Source organism: Halococcus qingdaonensis, assembly GCF_024508235.1.
Lineage (GTDB): Archaea > Halobacteriota > Halobacteria > Halobacteriales > Halococcaceae > Halococcus > Halococcus qingdaonensis.
This window is the reverse complement of sequence record NZ_CP101943.1, coordinates 506,888-523,556: the sequence shown is the minus strand read 5'-3', so window position 1 is coordinate 523,556 and position 16,669 is coordinate 506,888. Positions and strand designations below refer to the sequence as shown.

23 protein-coding genes are annotated in these 16,669 nt (G+C 65.2%); 7 read left to right on the top strand and 16 right to left on the bottom strand.

What is annotated here, in order from left to right:
* Positions 1 to 14: 14 nt before the first annotated feature.
* Positions 15 to 767, bottom strand: a complete 753-nt coding sequence (locus NO363_RS02760; protein ID WP_256686726.1) for a ribonuclease H-like domain-containing protein — start codon at positions 765 to 767, stop codon at positions 15 to 17.
* 107 nt (positions 768 to 874) lie between these two features.
* On the opposite strand from NO363_RS02760, the gene NO363_RS02755 reads away from it, so the two are divergent.
* On the top strand, positions 875 to 1,192 hold the full coding sequence (locus NO363_RS02755) for a cupin domain-containing protein (protein ID WP_256686725.1): 318 nt from the start codon (positions 875 to 877) through the stop codon (positions 1,190 to 1,192).
* Between the two features lie 43 nt (positions 1,193 to 1,235).
* Positions 1,236 to 1,667 carry a PaaI family thioesterase gene (locus NO363_RS02750; RefSeq protein ID WP_256686724.1) on the top strand — a complete coding sequence of 144 codons (432 nt, stop codon included), beginning with the start codon at positions 1,236 to 1,238 and terminating at the stop codon, positions 1,665 to 1,667.
* Between the two features lie 24 nt (positions 1,668 to 1,691).
* Here NO363_RS02750 and NO363_RS02745 read toward each other — a convergent pair whose 3' ends face one another.
* Complete coding sequence (locus tag NO363_RS02745) at positions 1,692 to 3,428, bottom strand: acyl-CoA carboxylase subunit beta (protein ID WP_256686723.1); 1,737 nt, start codon at positions 3,426 to 3,428, stop codon at positions 1,692 to 1,694.
* A gap of 108 nt (positions 3,429 to 3,536) precedes the next feature.
* Between NO363_RS02745 and NO363_RS02740 the strand changes: the two genes are divergently transcribed.
* Positions 3,537 to 4,151: a class I SAM-dependent methyltransferase gene (locus NO363_RS02740; RefSeq protein ID WP_256686721.1), complete on the top strand. Its 615-nt coding sequence runs from the start codon at positions 3,537 to 3,539 to the stop codon at positions 4,149 to 4,151.
* Here the strand turns inward: NO363_RS02740 and NO363_RS02735 are convergent.
* Together NO363_RS02735 and NO363_RS02730 are read right to left on the bottom strand one after the other, a co-directional pair.
* Complete coding sequence (locus NO363_RS02735; RefSeq protein ID WP_256686720.1) at positions 4,148 to 4,996, bottom strand: class 1 fructose-bisphosphatase; 849 nt, start codon at positions 4,994 to 4,996, stop codon at positions 4,148 to 4,150. The two genes, NO363_RS02740 and NO363_RS02735, sit on opposite strands and share 4 nt — an antisense overlap.
* A complete protein-coding gene (locus NO363_RS02730) occupies positions 4,996 to 5,790 on the bottom strand; it encodes a class I fructose-bisphosphate aldolase (RefSeq protein WP_256686718.1) in 795 nt (264 codons plus the stop codon). Before NO363_RS02730 ends, NO363_RS02735 begins: the two co-directional genes overlap by 1 nt.
* A 113-nt stretch (positions 5,791 to 5,903) precedes the next feature.
* Between NO363_RS02730 and NO363_RS02725 the strand changes: the two genes are divergently transcribed.
* Positions 5,904 to 7,343 carry a DHH family phosphoesterase gene (locus NO363_RS02725; protein ID WP_256686716.1) on the top strand — a complete coding sequence of 480 codons (1,440 nt, stop codon included), beginning with the start codon at positions 5,904 to 5,906 and terminating at the stop codon, positions 7,341 to 7,343.
* Here the strand turns inward: NO363_RS02725 and NO363_RS02720 are convergent.
* From NO363_RS02720 to NO363_RS02710, 3 genes are read right to left on the bottom strand one after another with little or no spacing between them, the layout of a single operon-like run.
* Entirely contained in the window at positions 7,340 to 7,636 is a 297-nt protein-coding gene (locus NO363_RS02720; RefSeq protein ID WP_007742283.1) for a PRC-barrel domain-containing protein, read from the bottom strand. The genes NO363_RS02725 and NO363_RS02720 overlap by 4 nt on opposite strands.
* Before the next feature lie 48 nt (positions 7,637 to 7,684).
* On the bottom strand, positions 7,685 to 7,852 hold the full coding sequence (locus NO363_RS02715) for an HEWD family protein (RefSeq protein ID WP_256686714.1): 168 nt from the start codon (positions 7,850 to 7,852) through the stop codon (positions 7,685 to 7,687).
* A 53-nt stretch (positions 7,853 to 7,905) separates the two neighbouring features.
* On the bottom strand, positions 7,906 to 8,361 hold the full coding sequence (locus NO363_RS02710) for a DUF7992 family protein (RefSeq protein WP_256686712.1): 456 nt from the start codon (positions 8,359 to 8,361) through the stop codon (positions 7,906 to 7,908).
* Between the two features lie 103 nt (positions 8,362 to 8,464).
* Here NO363_RS02710 and NO363_RS02705 point away from each other — a divergent pair, with 103 nt between their 5' ends.
* Positions 8,465 to 9,199 (top strand): NAD(+)/NADH kinase, encoded by a 735-nt coding sequence (locus tag NO363_RS02705; RefSeq protein WP_256686710.1) that lies wholly within the window; start codon positions 8,465 to 8,467, stop codon positions 9,197 to 9,199.
* A gap of 36 nt (positions 9,200 to 9,235) precedes the next feature.
* A complete protein-coding gene (locus NO363_RS02700; RefSeq protein ID WP_256686708.1) occupies positions 9,236 to 9,685 on the top strand; it encodes a DUF7313 family protein in 450 nt (149 codons plus the stop codon).
* Positions 9,686 to 10,112: 427 nt separating this feature from the next.
* Here NO363_RS02700 and NO363_RS02695 read toward each other — a convergent pair whose 3' ends face one another.
* The 8 genes from NO363_RS02695 to NO363_RS02660 are packed head-to-tail and all read right to left on the bottom strand — an operon-like array spanning position 10,113 to position 15,225.
* Positions 10,113 to 10,385, bottom strand: a complete 273-nt coding sequence (locus tag NO363_RS02695) for a DUF7314 family protein (RefSeq protein ID WP_256686706.1) — start codon at positions 10,383 to 10,385, stop codon at positions 10,113 to 10,115.
* Entirely contained in the window at positions 10,378 to 10,722 is a 345-nt protein-coding gene (locus tag NO363_RS02690) for a DUF7315 family membrane protein (RefSeq protein WP_007742277.1), read from the bottom strand. Before NO363_RS02690 ends, NO363_RS02695 begins: the two co-directional genes overlap by 8 nt.
* Entirely contained in the window at positions 10,719 to 11,507 is a 789-nt protein-coding gene (locus NO363_RS02685; RefSeq protein WP_256686705.1) for a cytochrome b family protein, read from the bottom strand. Before NO363_RS02685 ends, NO363_RS02690 begins: the two co-directional genes overlap by 4 nt.
* A 4-nt stretch (positions 11,508 to 11,511) precedes the next feature.
* Positions 11,512 to 12,306 carry a cytochrome b gene (locus tag NO363_RS02680; RefSeq protein ID WP_004055460.1) on the bottom strand — a complete coding sequence of 265 codons (795 nt, stop codon included), beginning with the start codon at positions 12,304 to 12,306 and terminating at the stop codon, positions 11,512 to 11,514.
* Positions 12,303 to 13,214, bottom strand: coding sequence for a ubiquinol-cytochrome c reductase iron-sulfur subunit (locus NO363_RS02675; protein ID WP_256686703.1), 912 nt, complete (start codon positions 13,212 to 13,214; stop codon positions 12,303 to 12,305). The genes NO363_RS02680 and NO363_RS02675 overlap by 4 nt, the downstream gene beginning before the upstream one ends.
* 2 nt (positions 13,215 to 13,216) lie before the next feature.
* Complete coding sequence (locus tag NO363_RS02670; protein ID WP_004055462.1) at positions 13,217 to 13,606, bottom strand: DUF7318 family protein; 390 nt, start codon at positions 13,604 to 13,606, stop codon at positions 13,217 to 13,219.
* Positions 13,607 to 13,608: 2 nt separating this feature from the next.
* Positions 13,609 to 14,262, bottom strand: coding sequence for a plastocyanin/azurin family copper-binding protein (locus tag NO363_RS02665; protein WP_256686701.1), 654 nt, complete (start codon positions 14,260 to 14,262; stop codon positions 13,609 to 13,611).
* A gap of 57 nt (positions 14,263 to 14,319) precedes the next feature.
* A complete protein-coding gene (locus tag NO363_RS02660; protein WP_256686699.1) occupies positions 14,320 to 15,225 on the bottom strand; it encodes a DUF7319 domain-containing protein in 906 nt (301 codons plus the stop codon).
* A gap of 92 nt (positions 15,226 to 15,317) precedes the next feature.
* Here NO363_RS02660 and NO363_RS02655 point away from each other — a divergent pair, with 92 nt between their 5' ends.
* Positions 15,318 to 15,806, top strand: a complete 489-nt coding sequence (locus tag NO363_RS02655) for a DUF7321 family protein (protein WP_256686698.1) — start codon at positions 15,318 to 15,320, stop codon at positions 15,804 to 15,806.
* A gap of 148 nt (positions 15,807 to 15,954) precedes the next feature.
* Here NO363_RS02655 and nth read toward each other — a convergent pair whose 3' ends face one another.
* Positions 15,955 to 16,641, bottom strand: a complete 687-nt coding sequence (gene nth, locus NO363_RS02650; RefSeq protein WP_256686696.1) for an endonuclease III — start codon at positions 16,639 to 16,641, stop codon at positions 15,955 to 15,957.
* Between the last annotated feature and the right edge of the window lie 28 nt (positions 16,642 to 16,669).

Genomic DNA, 16,669 nt, shown 5'->3' with positions numbered 1-16,669 from the left:
GATCGGTTATGAGATCAGCGCCGTTCGGTATCACCGACGAACACCGACTCGTGAAGGCGGCGCGTAACGGTGTCGAGCAGTGATTTGAGGTTTGCCGTATCGGCGCGATTGTATGCAACCAGCGTATCGAGGGCGTCCTCGTCGCCGCGTCCGTATGCGTGCCAGAGCCGGACTGCATCCCGCCCGGAGATATCCGGTCGGTCGCGCTCGATACCGATTTCCTCCTCGATCGCCTTCAGCCCGCCAGTGAGATCGAGCTGCCGACAGGGGTACATCACGTCGAGATGTGGCTGCGTGATGTCGAGCTCGAACGAGCGTTCGAGAAAGGGGACATCGAAGCGCTTGCCGTTGAACGACACCAGCAGATCGGCCGCGTCGAGTTCGCGGCGGATGGCCTCCTGTGTGAGGTCATCGCCGCGGACGAGCGTGGTCGTCTCGCCGGCACGATGGAAACTGACGGTCGTCACGTCGTTGTGGCGGGCGTCCAGACCGGTGGTCTCGATATCGAAAAAGCAGGCGTTCCCGCGGAAGTTCTCGTAGAGCCGCCAGCGACTGCCCGACGGGAAGGCGCGGTCGAAAAACGCCGCATCGCCGGCCGCGAGACGATCGCGGGCACGATCGATGTAGTCGGTGATGTTTTCGCCCTGCACGTCGCCGACGGACGAGGGTTCGAAATCGTCCCAGTGGGTGATCCCCTCGCGCCAGAGCCGGCGCTCGGTTTTCTCGCCGACACCGCGCACGGGCACGAAGCTGTTCTCGATGCGCACGAGGACACGAGGCGACGCTGACGCCTAAGCGTTGCTCATGGAGCGTACGAACCGAGCGGCGACCGGCCGGCAGTGCGCATTTCCGTCCGGCCCGCCAATCGATGGTGATGTCACACACGAAAGTGAACTACGGAGAGACCGAGACCACGTACGGAATGCACTTCCTCCGGGAGCCGCTCAACTGTGAGGATCACGGCGTCACCGTTGTCGACGCTGAACCGGGCTGGGAAGGTCCGGAGCATGAACACGGCGACGAGGACCACGAGGAAGTGTATCTTCTCGTGAAGGGCGAGGCGACCATGACCGTGGAGGGCGAGGAGTTGTCGCTCGAAAGCGGTGACGCGATTCGGGTCGCGCCGGGCGCGACGCGCCAGGTGACCAACGGCGACACCGAAAGCCAGTTCGTCATCACCGGCGCGCCCTGACGACCATCGAAATCGATATCGTTGATCGAGGCCGTTCTTGACCGTGAACGAGACGCACTTTCGAAAACTGGAGCGGATGTACCAGCGTGCACCCATCAACGCCGACGAGGGAACGAGCCTCACCGTCGCCGAGGGCGCGGCGACGCTCGACGTGCCGATATCTTCGGGGAGTCACCATCCGCTCGGTGCGGTTCACGGTGCAGTGTACTTCAAAGCGCTCGACGACGCGGCGTTCTTCGCGGCCAACTCGCTCGTCGAGGACGTCTTCGTGCTCACGACGAACTTCACCATCCATCTCGAACGCCCGGTTTCCGACGGCACGATCCACGCCGAGGGGCGCGTCGTCAACGACAATCCCAACCAGCTGATCGCCGAAGCGGTCGTCCACGACGACGCCGACAACGAACTCGCGCGTGGCTCCGGCGTCTTCCAACGAAGCAACAGCGAACTCACCGCCGACATCGGCTACGAGTAAGCGACGACGCTCGATACCGGTGATTCAGAGAATCGTACCGTGTTTCTTGTCGGGCAGCGATTTGTCGATCCCCTCGTAGAACGCGAACCGGGCGGCGAGTTCCTCGCGAAGCTCGCTCGGCGGGACGATGTCGTCGATGACGACCTCGCTCGCCATCCGGTGGGCGTCGATGTCCTCGCGATACTCCTCACGGAGTTCTGCCTCGCGTGCGGCGCGCTCCTCGTCGTCCTCGATGTCGTCGAGGCGGTTCCGATAGACCGCGTTGATCGCCGCCTCAGGACCCATGATGGCGATCTCGCCCGATGGGAGCGCGAGCGTCGATTCGGGGTCGTAGGCCGGCCCGGACATGGCGTAGATGCCCGCGCCGTAGGCCTTCCGGACGACGACGCACTGCTTTGGAACGGTGGCCGAGGAGGTCGCGTAGATCATCTTCTTGCCCTGTTCGAGGATGCCCTCCTTTTCGACGTCCGAGCCGGCCATGAATCCCGGCGTGTCGCAGAGATAGAGCAGCGGGATGTTGTAGGCGTCGCAGGTCCAGATGAACTCGGCGGCTTTCTCGGCTGCGTCGGGGAAGATCGCACCCGCGCGCTGGGCCGGCTGGTTCGCCACGATCCCCACCGGTCGGCCGTCGATGCGCGAGAACGCCGTGACGATCTCCGGGCCGTACTGCTCGCGGAGTTCGAGCACCGAGCCCTGGTCGGCGACGCGATCGATGAGCTCGTGCATGTCGTAGCCGCGGTTCGGACGATCGGGCACCACCGAGTCGATACCGGCGGGCGAGCGCGACGGTGGACGTGAGTCGGATCGTGGGGGTTTCTCGTCGGAACTGTCGGGGAGGTAGGTGACGAGTTGAGCGACGAGTTCGCGGGCGTGTTCTTCGTCCTCGGCCACGAGATCCGCACTGCCGGATTCGGCGGCGTGGACCTGCGCGCCACCCAGCTCCTGGAGATCGATCTCCTCGCCGGTGACCATCTCCACCATCCGCGGGGAGGCGATGGCCATCGCGCTCATCCCCTCGACCATCACCGTGAAGTCGGCGAATACGGGTGTGTAGGCCGCACCGGCGATGCAGGGACCGTAGAGCACGCAGATCTGGGGCACCCGACCGGAGAGCATCGAGTGGTTGTAGTAGTATTTCCCGATTCCTTCTCGGTTGGCGAAAAAGCCCGTCTGCTGATCGATGCGTCCACCCGACGAATCCATCAGGTAGAGGACTGGCCGGCCGGTCTTGAGCGCGCGCTGTTGCATACGCAGGAACTTCTCGACGCCCTTCTCGGCCATCGAGCCCGCTTTCACGGTGAAGTCGTTGGCCATCGCGTGGAGCGTTCGCCCCTCGAACTCGGCGGCCCCCGTGAGCAGTCCGTCGGCCGGCAGTTGGTCGTCGCTGTCGAAGTTGGCGAACTTGCCGTCCTCGAACGAAAATCCGTCGTCGAACCAGAGATCGAGGCGGTCGCGGACGAACAGTTTGCCCTGGTCGTCCAGGCGATCCTTGTACTTCTCCGGGCCGCCCTGTTCGATATCGGCAATCTCCTCGCGGAGGAGTTCCTCGCGTTCGGTCGGCCCGTCCGTGGTCGACGCCTGTGATCCGCCCGCCCCGTTCGCTGCGGATCGGTCGTCGCTCGCCGGCGGTTCGGCGGTCGTCGCAGGCGCGTCGCCGTCGCCAACGTACACCTCGATCGCCGTCCCGGTATGTTCGGCCAGCGCGCTGCCGATGACGCGTGCTTCCTCGTCGCTCGCCCCCTCGCCGATGCGGATCTCCATACCGATACTGTGCAATAATTGCGGAAAGACTTTTCCATGTCGTCGACCCGACCGGATCGAACGCGGACGGCGAAACGGTTTGGCCGTCGGCCGTGTCGGTACCGACGAATGACGGGCGACAAGCGCGCCATCAGGGACGGCTACGACGCGATCGTCGACGAGTATCTGGCCCGTCGAACGAACGAGCACGCCGATCGACCCCATCTCGACTGGCTATGCGACCGACTCGCCGACGGCGCACGGGTGCTCGACGCCGGCTGCGGCGCGGGCGTGCCGGTCGCCGAGCGCTTGGCCGACGATCACGACGTGGTCGGCGTCGACCTCTCACGCGAACAGCTCCGTCGCGCCCGTAAGGACGTCGCGCAGGCACGGTTCGTCCAGGGCGACATGAGCGCGCTCGGGTTCGTCGACGACGGTTTCGACGCAATCTGTGCCCTCTTCTCGCTGATCCACGTCCCGCTCGACGAACACGCCCGCGTCGCGGCGGCGTTCCATCGCGTGCTGCGACCCGGCGGACTGGCCGTGCTCACCGTCGGCGGCGACGAAGGCTGGGACGGCACCAACCCCGACTGGCTGGAGACGGGCGTGGAGATGCGCTGGAGTTTCCCCGACACCGAGACGAGCGCACGCCAGTTCGCCGACGCCGGGTTCGAGATCCACGAAACGCGGTCGATCGAAAACAGTACGTTCGAAGTGCTGTTCGCCGAAAACCGGAAGAACTAGCCGTCGAGCGTCGCTTCGAGCCGGTCGATCAGTCCCTCGTTGCCGACGTGGACCGGCACGCGCTCGTGAAGTCCGTCGGGTTCGATATCGAGCAGCGATCCGTCGCCATCCGAGGAGCGCCCGCCGGCCGATTCGACGATGTACGCGATCGGGTTGCCCTCGAACTGGAGGCGGAGTTTGCCCTCGGGGGCCGAGTCGAGCGCCGGGTAGGCGAAAATCCCGCCGTAGGTGAGCACCTGGTTCACGTCGCCGATCATCGCGCCGCCGTAGCGGAGTTTGAGCGACGAATCCGACTCGATCTCGCGGGCGTAGTCGGTGAACCCGTCGGTCCAGTCGGGTACGCGCCCGCCGAAGCCGTAGACGGTCGGCTCGTCGGGCAGCGAGAGGTCCTCGTTCACCGTGTGTCGCTCGCCGTCCTCGACGACGGACTCGGTCGCGGTGTCGTCGACGGCGGTCATCATCGTCGTGATCGGGCCGTAGAGCGTGTAGGCCGCCCCGACGAGATCGTGGCCGCCGGCCGGGAGCTGGGCGTCGTAAATCCCGACGATCGTCCCCATCGTGTTGTTCGGCTTGATGTTCGAGGAGCCGTCGAGCGGATCGACCGCGACCGAGAGCTCCGAGCCGTCGCCGATGACCTCCTCACGTTCCTCGCTCGCGTAGCTGCCGACGCCGTCGATCGCGAGCAGGCGTTCTTCCAGGAGTTGGTCGGCGTGGACGTCCGCCGCGAGCTGCTCCTCGCCGCTCGGGTTCTCGTCCTCCTGATATTCGCGCCGGCCGACGAGCCCCGCGCGGATCTCGGGGGCCGTCTCGGCGATCGTCTCGAAGATCGCGTCGATGATGTCCATCACGAGAGTGCGGCGTCGACGGATGCGCCCTCGTGGATGACCGCTTCGAGCGCATCGAGCAGCTGCGTCGGGTTCTCGCGCTGCCAGATGTTCCGGCCGACGGCGAGTCCCGCTCCGCCGGCGTCCATCACGGCCTTGACGTTCTTGAGGAACGCCTCGTCGGAGACCTTGGAACCGCCGGACATGATGACCTTCGCGCCGTTCTCCCCGCCGGCGGCCTGGACGGTGTGTTCCATCGCCTCGCGGCTGCCGGGATACTTGACCTTCGCTACGTCCGCGCCGAGTTCGAGCGCCTCGCGTGCGGCGTAGGCGATCGTGTCGGCGTCGGAGGCGTTTCTGAGCCCCTGGCCACGGGGGTACGACCACATCACCATCGGGAGATCGTGTGCACGGGCGGCCTCCTGGGCGTCGCGGAACTCCTCGGCCATCTCGATTTCGCTGTTCGAGCCGCCGTAGAGGGTGAACCCCACGGCGTCGGCACCGATGTCGGCGGCGTAGTCGACCGTGCAGTTCACGGCGCTGTCGGGTTCGCCCATCCAGAGGTTCGAGGTGCCGTTGAGCTTCGTCAGCAGCGAGACGTCGTCCTCGTAGGAGGGGTAGTAGCCCTCGGCAAGCCCCTTTTGGACGGCGACCGAGGTGACGGCGTCGTGGGTCGCGACGTCGAAGACGGTCTCGGGAGCCATCCGTTCGGGATGCTCGGTGAAGTCCGAGGGGCCATGTTCGAGGCCGTGATCGTAGGCGAGAATCAGGATCTTGCCGTCGCGTGCGAGCGGTGAGTCTTCGAGCGAGAGCATATCCGAAGTGTCCACCGACAGCGACAAATAGTTTGCGTGAGAGCAGCGCCCTCCGGGGACGACCGCCGAGAACACGCAGATTATAAACATGGCTCTCCCAGAGTGGACGGACAATGAGCACCGGTATCACGATGGCCTCGATGTCCTCCTATGCGATCTTGGGCTGTGGCAGCGTGGGCTACGCCGTCGCCGAGGAGCTCGTCGACGAGGGCAAGGACGTCCTCATCGTCGACGTCGACGAGAGCCGCGTCGAGGCCCTGCGTGACCAGGACATGAACGCCAAGACCGCCGACATCGCCGACGAGGGGGTGCCCGAGACGGTCGCCGATCGGGACGTACTACTCGTGCTGTCGACAGACATCGACGCCAACGAGGCGGCCATCGCGAACGTCCGCGCACGCGGCGACGAACAGTTCGTCATCGCGCGCGCCTCGGACCCGGTGACCGCCGACGAGCTCCGCGAAGCGGGTGCCGACGCCGTCATCAACCCCTCGTCGGTGATCGCCGACGCCGCGCTGCGCGCGCTCGAAACCGGCGAACTCGAACACAAGGCGGGACTGCTCGCCGACGTACTCGACGACACCGAACAGCGCCTGGCCATCCTCGCCAACGACAACCCTGGCCCGGACTCGATCGCCAGCGCGGTCGCACTCCGGGCGATCGCCGAGGCGCGCGGCATCGAAGCGGACATCCTCTACGAGGGCGAGATCGGCCATCAGGAGGACCGCGCGTTCGTCAATCTCATCGGCGTCGATCTGCAGGCGCGCGCCGACGTCGACTTCGGGGAGTACGACACGCTCGCGCTCGTCGATCACGCCCAGTCGATGGAGGAGACGATCGACCGGCCGATCGACGTCCTCATCGACCACCACGAACCCGACGGCGACTACGAGGCGGCCTTCTCCGACGTGCGCGCGAACGTCTCCTCGACGTCGACGATCATGACGAAATACGTCCAGGAGTTCGATCTCGGCCTCGACGACACCGTCGCGACCGCGCTGCTCTACGGCATTCGCGCCGAAACGCTCGACTTCAAGCGCGATACGACACCGGCCGACCTGACCGCCGCCTCCTATCTCTACCCGTTCGCCGACCACGACACCCTCGAACAGGTCGAATCGCCGTCGATGTCGCCCGAGACGCTCGACGTACTCGCCGAGGCGATCGGCAACCGCGAGGTCAACGGCTCGTATCTCGTCTCGAACGCCGGCTACATCCACGATCGCGACGCGCTCGCACAGGCCGCCCAGCAGCTCCTGAATCTGGAAGGGGTGAGCACGACCGCCGTCTTCGCCATCGACGACGAGCGCATCACCCTTTCGGCGCGCTCGAAGGACATCCGCATCAACATCCGTAACGTGCTCGAAAGCGCCTTCGAGGAACACGGCGAGACGGTCGGCCACTCGACGGACGCGACGGTGTCGATCCCGCTGGGCATCTTCACCGGCATCGAGACGACCGATGACAACCGCGAAACGCTACTCGCGCTCACCAAACAGGCCGTCCGGCGCAAGCTCTTCGACGCACTCGGCGTCGACGACAACGGAAATTAAACGGTGGCTTCGGCCTCTGTCTCCTCGCTCGGTTCGCGCAGGCGCTCGATCGCCTCTGTGACGAGAACGATATCGCCAACCGACCGCACCCACCGGAACGGGACGACGACGCCGCTGGCAGTGCGCGCACGCCCGGTGAGCAGTTCGCGGTTCAGTCCGCCGACCGCCAGGCCGGTGACGATCTCGCGATCGAGATCGAGGCGGACGTCCTCGACCTCGCCGACGAACAGACCGTTGTTCGAGTAGACCTCACGGCCGACGAGCGAGTCGATTTCGGCTTCCGTCGCATCCATACGCGAACGTACGCCGACGGGGACTTAACTGTTGGCGAGTTCGACCGGCTACGACTCGGCGAAGGGGTTGTACGCGCCGTTGATATCCCACTCGTGGATGCAGTGGCTGCGACCGCTCTCGACGATCCGCCAGTTGTCGGTCGTCTCGTCCCAGACGTCACGACGACCGCAGCGTTCACATTCGCGCTCGTCGGGCGGGGTGGCCGTCTCGTTCATGCGGGCCGTTCGCGGCCATGCATATCAACCCCACGGGCGGCGACGAGCGCCCGTCAGAAGTCGGGGAGGTCGTCCGGTGCGTCGTAGTCCGCCTCCCAGTCGATGTATTCCTCCTTGAGCACCTCGCAGACGAGCTGGCCGAGTTCGGTGAGTCCGGCGTTGATCGAGGAGACTTCGCCCCACGAATCGAGCTCCGGATGGAGATCGCGTTCCTTCCAGTCCTCGGGCAGCCCGGGGGCGTGGTAGCCCACCCGGTCGGCGAAATCATCCCAGAAGAAATCGAAACGATCGACGAGTCCGAGATCGCGAACGATGGCGAACTCGCGTTCGCTCATTTCGGTGTCGGCCGCCCAGTGCTCGAACGCCTCGTCCCACGCACCTGCGTGGAGGAAGGATTCGAGTTCGTCACGGCGGTACTCGTCACCGCCGACGTCGGCGTCCTCGTAGGCGTCGGCGTCGACGCCGGCTTCGAGCGTCGGCGGTGGCGGGGTCTCGACTGCGAGGCTCATACGGATCGATGGCGGCCGGCGCTGATAAAGCGTTCCCGTCGCCGTCGCGCGAACCTTGCCACGAGCCCGCAGTCTTTTGACCGGCCGGCCACAACCGACCCCGATGAGTGACGGGGAGACGGTTGACAGGGGCGAACGACCGGATATCGGGGTACTCGTGTCCGCCGACGGGGCGGCCGACGTCGTCGAAACGGTTCGGGCCACCGGCGGCGTCGCCGAAACCACCACCGTGGAGACGATCGACGGAACCGATCTCGTGATAGCGCCTGCCGGCGACGCGATCGCGGAACTCGTCACGGCGGACACCACGATACCCGTTCTTCCGCTCACCGACGATCTTCGGCCAGAAACTGCCGAGCGGCTTCTCGATGGACGATACACCGTCACGGAGCGGCCGCTCGTGGCCGTCGAGACCGACGGCGGGATCGCTCACGCACTCTCCGACGTCACCCTCGCGACGGCGGCCGCGGCGACGATCTCCGAGTTCTCGCTCGACCGGCCGAACCGGAACACACCGATCGCCCGATTTCGCGCCGACGGCGTGGTCGTCACGACGCCGGCGGGTAGTCGTGGCTACGCCCACGCCGCTGGCGGGCCGATCGTCGCGCCCGGGAGCGACGTGCTGACCGCCGTCCCGATCTCACCCTTTGCGACCGATCCCGACCACTGGGTCGTGCCGCTGGCCGATCTCTCGCTTACCGTCGAGCGCGACGACGCCGACGTGGAGCTGCTGGTCGATGGGCGGACGGTCGAAACGGTCGAGCCGGGAGCGACGGTGGAGCTTGTGCGCGCCGGAACGCTGCCGGTCGTCTCGCTGCACGATGGCGACCGGGAATGAGAAACCTTCTAATGGAGTCGCGTTGGACGATACCCTATGAATCCACTCTCGCTGTTCGGCCCGGTCGATGCCGTGCTCGGTAGCGGCGAGCCACCGCTGATCGTCTACGTGCTCGTCGTCCTCGCCGTGGTGAACCTCGCGACGCGTGCGCTCTCGCACCGCTCGAACGTCTCGCAGGCGGACGAAGGCGGTGCCGACGCCATCGAACAGCATCCCGCCCACATCGCCACCACCATCCTGCTCATCCTCGGCTCGTTCTACCTCGGCACCGTCGAACTCCACTCGGGGATGGTGCTGTCGGTGCTCGTCGTCGGCATGTTCGTCACCGACTTCTTCGAACTCGAGGCCAGACGTGTCGAGGTGCGCAACGACCGCGAGATCGGCCAGCCGAAGGCGGCCGTCGCTGCCTCCGTGCTCGTCGTGCTCTACGCGGCCTACCTCAGCGTCTTCTTCGTCATCGCCCCGCTGTGGAACGCGGTCGTCTGAGACGACGCGAGCGATCGAACCACCGGTCGAGAATGTTTTGCGACGCCGTCGGAATGGTCTGTTTCTACTCTTCGCTCAGTGGGCCGTGATCAGCGCGCTTGTCCGCGAGTCAAGCGAGGCGCGAACGGAGTAAATCCCTCAACTGACGAACACCAGTACAAATCGGCGTGCGAGGGCTGCACGAGCGCAGCGAGTGAGCGAATCGGCTGGGAGAAGTACGTGGCTGTCACGGCGGTTGGCAGTAGACTGGTAGCCGAATATACTGCGCTCTCAACGAATCGGAGTGGCCCAGCAAACTGGATCATAAACACCTGCAGAGCCGTCTCAGGTCTGGACAACAATGCGTCGTCGGGCCGTCAAGGATAGTAAGAGACGGCTGCAATCGCTGCTCGTGGAGTGTAGCAGCCGACAGAAAATGCAGACCAAATTAGTTCGACGAGCGGCGATCGCGCAGTGCGGCACGGACCTGCCGGCCGGCCGGGATGAGCACCCAGAAGGTGATCGCGCCGAAGATGGCGAACCAGAACAGCGCCTCGCGCAGGGTGAGTGCGATGTTGCCGTAGATCGCGGGATCGGTCGGGACCTCCGCGATGAGCTGCGTGCTCTCGAACCCCTCGGTCGTGTACCAGCCGGAGAAGACCATCCAGCCGAACAGCCCGCCACAGAGGGTAGCGAGCCCCTTGACGAATTCGTCACTCATTGTCCGATTCTCCACCGCTGTCGTCTTGAGCCTTTCCCATCCCCTCGGTTCGAAAGCGCGTGCCGAGGACGTAGATACCGGCTCCGAGCGCGATGAAGCCGATGCCGACGAGCGCGCTCACGAGCGTGAACAGACTCCCGCCGGCGTCCGCGAGCCCGATCGTCTCGAACAGCACCGAGAGCGGTCCGGCACCGCCGGTGGCGGCGTCGAGAAAGCCGAACCCCAAAATGACGCAGACGATCGCTAGCAGCGTCGAGAACACCGTCACCGCCTTGTAGGCGCGCAGCGGGACGACGATCTCGCGCGACTCGCTCGCGCCCTCGCTGTCGTCGCTCACCGCGGTGGCCGCAGCCGGTAATACCGCCGGTTGAGCTCGAACATGTAGCCCTCACGCATCGCCTTCAGAATACCGTAGGTGATGAACCCAGCCACGAACGGCAGGAGGAACGTCAGGTCGAACAGCAGGTGGACGTTCACCCACGCCGGCCAGAGGTTCTTGATCGACAGCCCGCTGACCATTACGGCGAAGACGACGCCGAAGACGCCGACGGCCGACCAGAACGGCTGCTCGACGGGCCGACGCGCGCTCCCCTTGTTCAGGAACGGCACGAGGGCGATGAACCCGACGACGACCAGGTTGGCGAGCACGCCGTAGGTGGCGTCCTTCATCAGCTTCTGGCCGCCGAGGATGGCGAGATCGGGGTTCAGCGGCCCGAGTTTCAGCAGGCCGAACGACCAGTAGAGATACCAGTCGGGCAGGATGATCGCCGGCGTCGTCGACGGATCGGCCGGCGCGCCGAGATGCGGCGGCAGCGCGGCCGCCAGAAAGAGGATCAGGCCGACGAAGAAACTCGTCAGCGAGAGGTTGCGGATCATCTCGTGGGGCCACGTCGGGAACGCGAGCACGTCACGCTCGACGTAGCTCGACTCCGTTCGCAGATCCTGATCCTCGCGCCGGGAGCGCTCGAAATACTCGTAGGTGAGTCGCGAGAGTCCCTGGCGGCGCTCCTTGCGTTCGCGCCACGTCGGCGTCTCGTCGTCCGGCGCGACGATTCCCGAGCCGTCGGCGGCGACCTCCTCGGTGGCGTCGTTTCTCTCGTCCGTGTCGGTAGTGTCTGTCATTGTACTAGTGTGGCTCCGCGATCCCCTGCATCCAAACGATCCCGATGTGGACGGCGATCAGCGACGTCACGACGAACGGCAACAGGAAGACGTGTAACAGATACATCCGCATGAGCGTCGCCTGGCCGAGTGCGAACCCGCCGAAGATCAGCTGGGCGACCCACTCGCCGATCAGCGGGATCGAGAGGCTCATCTCGACGCCGATCTGGCCCGCCCAGTAGGCGAGCTGATCCCACGTCAGCAGATAGCCCGTGTAGCCGAACACCATCGTCAGGCTGATCAGGACGATGCCGAGGATCCAGTTGAGCTCGCGCGGCTCCTTGTACGCGCCGGTGAAATACACCCGCAGCATGTGCAGGAAGACGGCGGCGGTCATCACCTGTGCCGCCCACCGATGGAGACTCCGGAGGAAAAAGCCGAAGTTGAGATCGGTCATGATCATCGTCAGCGCGTTGTAAGCCGCCGACGGATCGCCGGCGGTCGACGGTGCGTAGTAGAACCCGAGCAGCGCGCCCGAGAGCGCGGCGACGACGTACGCGATCGTCGAGAAACTCCCGAGCGCGTAGAGTGGATACCAGTACCAGAACTTGTTGTCGAGGTTGTACTGCTCGGTGTGGCTCTTCGGCATCTGGAGGTTGACCTTGTAGTAGAGGTTCTCCAGCACTTCGAGATAGTCGACGATGCGCAGGCGCTTGTCGAGCCACATCAACACCGTGAGATACGTGCTCTCGATCGGTGTCAGCTCTTTCTGCTCCATCCAGCCCGCGTGATCGTGTTCGTCGGGGCGTTCGAGGCTCATGCGCTGCTCTCCCCGCCGCTACTGCCACTACTACCGCCGCTTTCCCCACTATCCTCCGGTCGCGGGAGCGAGGTGAACTGAAGCTTCACGGGGTTGAACGGGTCGTACACCGACTGGTGGCAGGGACAGTAGACGTCGTTCGCGCCGCCGAACTTCGCGCTCTGAGCCGAGGACTTGAACCCTGGCACACAGCAGAAGTGGGTACACTTGTTCAGCCACGCGATGAACCCCTTCTCGGTACTCGCCTTGATCCACTCGGGGTGGTCGCTCTCCTTCGCGAGATCCTCGATGCGCGTGCTCCGGAGGATCTGTATCGGGGCCGTCTCCTGGGGCGGGAGATCCTCCGATCGCCAGCGACCCATCGCCGGCTTGCCGAGTCCGTCCTTGCCGATGTCGTTGCCCCACGACTCGTAATCGTCGAAGTCGCTGACCTTGAGCTTGTCACCGGCGCTCAGATCGCTCATCCAGTCGTAGCTCGTCGAGGCCGACTCGGAGACGCGGAAGAAGTTGTCCTGATCGGCGTCGGGCGCGATGCCAGCGTACGTCTGGACGCCACAGTACTGGAACCACTCGCTGGAGTAGGTGATGCCGCCGAGCTGCGTCTCCGCGACCTTCACCTCCTCGTTGTCGACCGTCTTCGTCTCCACCTCCGGCCAGACGCCCTTCAGATAGCCGTCCGAGTCGATCTCGACCGGTATCTGTGGCATCCCGCGTGGTGCCGGGCCGGCAGTGTTCTCGATACCGAAATACTGCGTCGCCCCACCACCGGAGCCCGAGGAGGTGGTGGCGTATTTGATCCCGGTCGCACCGGTGATGCCGGTCGCTCCGAGCGCCGATGCACCGACGACGCCCTTCACGAACCGTCTGCGTCCCGATTCAGCCGGATAGCTGTCTTCGTCTTCTGGCATTGTTATTTCTTGTAGTACGGATAGACCGCTCGTTTCACACTGTCCCACATCCCGCCACCGGCCATGCTCGTCCCCTCCATCTGCTCCTCACGGATGTAGAGGTCCTCCCACTTGCGCCGGCGTTTCTTGACGATCATCACGTCCGGGAGGAACTCCTTGCGGTAGAGCAGGAGGACGAACGCGAGGTCGACGAAGACGACCGCCAACACCGCGCCGAGATACATGTTGCCGACCTCCCTGGTCCCCCAGCCGTTGATCAGTCCGTAGGCGAACAGACCGACGAACACCACCTCGACGATGGTGAGCAACACGATGGCGACGGCCGCGGCGGTGCTCTCTCTGGCCGGCTCGTAGCGGTGAATATCGCCGTAGGTACTACCTGACGTTGACATTTTCAGTCACCTCCCTTCGCGTTCGGTGATTCGCCGTATTTCACGACGAAAAACGTGTAGACCAGCGAGAGCACCATCATCAGGATGGTGGCTATCCCGACGAAGTGCGCTTGGAACGGCACGCCCATCTCCTCGGGGCTCGGTTCTTCCTCCCCACCGCCACCACCGCTGCCGCCACCGCTCGATCCGACTTCGATGGTGCCGACCATCCCTGCCGACTCGTGTGGCGTGCAGACGTACTCCTGAGCGCCGGCTTCCTGGAAGGCCGGCGTGGTGTAGCTGAACCCCTTGTCCTCGATCGGCTCGTGGCCCCAGTCGCCGTTGCTCGGGCTCACGTTGTGACCGCTCGACTCCCAGACGAACTTCACCTTCCCGCCCGTCGGGAGCGAGAGCGTCTCGGGTTCGAACTTCAGCGAGCCGCCGGGGCCGACCTTCACCGTCTTCGTCGGGCCACCGCCGCCCCCACCGCCCCCGCCGGCGCTCTGATTGCCGCCACCGCTCTGGTTGCCACCGCCGGAGGCGTTGCCACCCCCGCCGGACGCGTTCCCGCCGCCACCGCCGGACGCATTGCCCTGCTGTGCGGCGGCGGTCCCGCTGGCGGCGGCCGAACCACCTGCCGCGGCGCTTGCTGCCAGCAGAAAATCCCGCCTGTTCATGTGTATCCACACTCTGGACTGGCTTCGCATAAGTCCACCGGATGCGGGTATCGCGCCTCAGACGGAGGAGGCCGAGTCGTCCAGTTCGTCCGTCTGTGGGTCGTCGTCGGTACCCTCGACGGCGGAGGCGTCGGCCGGCTCGCGGTAGCGCTCGGGGAGGAAGTCGGGGCGCTCGTCGGAGCCGATACCGACCGCCCGCAGCCGGTCGCGATACTCCTCCGAACGGAACTTGTCGGAGAGCCGCGCGTTCGCCACCTGGACGAACAACAGGATCGCGAAGAGGACGAACACGATCCCAGCGACCGGCGCGAACAGCGTCTCGACGGGGAAGAACACCCACGCGACGATGAGTCCGAGCCCGGCCAGTAGCTGGGCGGCGGCGACGAGCTGGAGCATCCAGTTACCGAGCTCGCCGCCACCCTCAGGGACTGCCGACGGCTCCGGCAGCAGCTCCCCTTCCGGTGGTTCGGCGACATCGTATTCGTCCATCGAACAGAGCGCGACGGTCGGTTTGACGTCCCGCAGCACGGTGCCACGCCCCTCGACGCTCCCGTCGGGGTAGACGACGGCGTAGCCCTCGTCGGAGTAGGCGAGCAGGCCGTCCTCGACACCTTCGAGCCTGGCGAACACGTCCCGCTCGGCGATGCGATTTCTGAGATCGGCCTCGACGCGCGCGAGAAGTGCGTCACCGGTGATCCACGAGTCGGCGTCGAAGGCCGCGTCCCACTCGTCGGCGCTCATCTGGGCCATGTCGGTCGGCCCGAAATCGTCGAAGTCGTACGTCTCCTCGACCCGCTGGCGGAGCTGATCGGTCGAGTCAGCCGCGTCCGCGTCGGTCGCTGCGGATTCGGCCTCGTTCCCGGTGTCGGCTTCCTCGCCGACAGCGGCGCGGCTGTCGGCGTCGGTGCCGCTCTCACCTGCTCGCTCGTCTCCCTCGTCCGCCGTGGGTCGGGAGTCGGCCATCGTCTCTCGTACGCCACCGATCGGGTTAGGCTTTCCGACCGCCAGCGCACGGGTTTCGGCAGCCTTTAGCGCCCACGACGGCGATCTTCGCCATGTTCGGGCTGACCGACGCGACGGTGGCGACGATCGTCGCGATACTGGTCACGGCGAGCTTTCCCTGCTTTCTCTACGGCGCGTGGATCATGATCGACACCGAGAAGGTGACGTGGGGCGTGCTCGTCTACCATCTCAAGTTCATCGTCACCGGACTGACGCTCACGACCGTGCCGCTGCTGGTCTGGATGCTCCCCCGCCTGTTCGGCCAGCTCGGCGGCGCGTCCGCCCTGCACGCCTTTCTCGGACTGCAAGCCTACGCGCTGCTCGCCTTCGCCTTCACGGGGATCGTCCGCATCTTCCGAGCGAAACGGAAATACAACCTCTATCACGATTACGACGAGGACGTGCTGCTCTCGGAGATCGGCTCCGACCGGATGGATCACTGGCGGAACCGGCTGCGCATCGGCGTCTTCGGCTACGTGATCTTCTGGCTGCTGGCCTATCTCGTCGGCATCGCTCGCTTCGCGTTCGCCTATTTCCTCTGATGAACGGTACACCGCCCGACGGAGGTCGGACGGTGGATGCCACGTGCAGCCCCGCCGGCTGCGTCTCGTCGCTCGACCCCCGCACAAAAACCACCGTCGATCGTTCGTTCGTTTTGCGACGAAACGACACGGAACCGTCCGAAACGACCTATGTCCACTCCTCGCCGCTGGCGAGATCGGTCGGCGAATCGAGCTTCGACGACGGACAGATGTCTTCGAGTACACAGTCCCCACACTCCGGGTTGCGGGCCGTGCAGGTCGCCCGCCCGTGGTCGATGAACAGATGTGTGAACGCCTGCCAGTGTTCGGCGGGGACGAACTCCATCAGATCCTCCTCGATGCGCTCGGGTCGCTGCTCCTCGGTGAGTCCGAGCCGTCGCGTCAGCCGCTGGACGTGCGTGTCGACGACGATCCCCTCCACCACGTCGTAGCCGTGCTGGAGGACGACGTTCGCCGTCTTCCGGCCGACACCCGGCAGTTCGGTGAGTTCGCTCATCGTGTCGGGAACGTCTCCGTCGTACTCTTCGACGACGATCTGTGCCGATTCGCGGATGTAACTCGCCTTGTTGTTGTAGTAGGTGATCGAGTTCAGCGCCTCGGCAAGCTCCTCCTGGGGCGCGTTCGCGAACGCTTCCGGCGAGGGGTAGCTCTCGAAGAGCTCGTCGGTGGTCTCGTTGACCCGCGCGTCGGTACACTGTGCGGAGAGGATCACCGCGACGAGCAGTTCGAACCGATCCGAGAAATCGAGCGAGATGGTCGTGTCCGGATACTCCGCGTCGAGACGGTCGATGACAGCAGTGGCCTGTGCCTCACGCGAATCGAGCGGCGTGCCCATGCGCCGCCTCCGACCGACCGCGGTTTGA

What these genes read in the sequence shown, in the direction of transcription:
- NO363_RS02755 (WP_256686725.1), top strand. Translation starts at nt 875, where the DNA reads ATGTCACACACGAAAGTGAACTACGGAGAGACCGAGACCACGTACGGA.
- NO363_RS02745 (WP_256686723.1), bottom strand. Translation starts at nt 3,428, where the DNA reads ATGGAGATCCGCATCGGCGAGGGGGCGAGCGACGAGGAAGCACGCGTC.
- NO363_RS02740 (WP_256686721.1), top strand. Translation starts at nt 3,537, where the DNA reads ATGACGGGCGACAAGCGCGCCATCAGGGACGGCTACGACGCGATCGTC.
- NO363_RS02735 (WP_256686720.1), bottom strand. Translation starts at nt 4,996, where the DNA reads ATGGACATCATCGACGCGATCTTCGAGACGATCGCCGAGACGGCCCCC.
- NO363_RS02730 (WP_256686718.1), bottom strand. Translation starts at nt 5,790, where the DNA reads ATGCTCTCGCTCGAAGACTCACCGCTCGCACGCGACGGCAAGATCCTG.
- NO363_RS02725 (WP_256686716.1), top strand. Translation starts at nt 5,904, where the DNA reads ATGAGCACCGGTATCACGATGGCCTCGATGTCCTCCTATGCGATCTTG.
- NO363_RS02720 (WP_007742283.1), bottom strand. Translation starts at nt 7,636, where the DNA reads ATGGATGCGACGGAAGCCGAAATCGACTCGCTCGTCGGCCGTGAGGTC.
- NO363_RS02715 (WP_256686714.1), bottom strand. Translation starts at nt 7,852, where the DNA reads ATGAACGAGACGGCCACCCCGCCCGACGAGCGCGAATGTGAACGCTGC.
- NO363_RS02710 (WP_256686712.1), bottom strand. Translation starts at nt 8,361, where the DNA reads ATGAGCCTCGCAGTCGAGACCCCGCCACCGCCGACGCTCGAAGCCGGC.
- NO363_RS02705 (WP_256686710.1), top strand. Translation starts at nt 8,465, where the DNA reads ATGAGTGACGGGGAGACGGTTGACAGGGGCGAACGACCGGATATCGGG.
- NO363_RS02700 (WP_256686708.1), top strand. Translation starts at nt 9,236, where the DNA reads ATGAATCCACTCTCGCTGTTCGGCCCGGTCGATGCCGTGCTCGGTAGC.
- NO363_RS02695 (WP_256686706.1), bottom strand. Translation starts at nt 10,385, where the DNA reads ATGAGTGACGAATTCGTCAAGGGGCTCGCTACCCTCTGTGGCGGGCTG.
- NO363_RS02685 (WP_256686705.1), bottom strand. Translation starts at nt 11,507, where the DNA reads ATGACAGACACTACCGACACGGACGAGAGAAACGACGCCACCGAGGAG.
- NO363_RS02680 (WP_004055460.1), bottom strand. Translation starts at nt 12,306, where the DNA reads ATGAGCCTCGAACGCCCCGACGAACACGATCACGCGGGCTGGATGGAG.
- NO363_RS02675 (WP_256686703.1), bottom strand. Translation starts at nt 13,214, where the DNA reads ATGCCAGAAGACGAAGACAGCTATCCGGCTGAATCGGGACGCAGACGG.
- NO363_RS02670 (WP_004055462.1), bottom strand. Translation starts at nt 13,606, where the DNA reads ATGTCAACGTCAGGTAGTACCTACGGCGATATTCACCGCTACGAGCCG.
- NO363_RS02665 (WP_256686701.1), bottom strand. Translation starts at nt 14,262, where the DNA reads ATGAACAGGCGGGATTTTCTGCTGGCAGCAAGCGCCGCGGCAGGTGGT.
- NO363_RS02660 (WP_256686699.1), bottom strand. Translation starts at nt 15,225, where the DNA reads ATGGCCGACTCCCGACCCACGGCGGACGAGGGAGACGAGCGAGCAGGT.
- NO363_RS02655 (WP_256686698.1), top strand. Translation starts at nt 15,318, where the DNA reads ATGTTCGGGCTGACCGACGCGACGGTGGCGACGATCGTCGCGATACTG.
- nth (WP_256686696.1), bottom strand. Translation starts at nt 16,641, where the DNA reads ATGGGCACGCCGCTCGATTCGCGTGAGGCACAGGCCACTGCTGTCATC.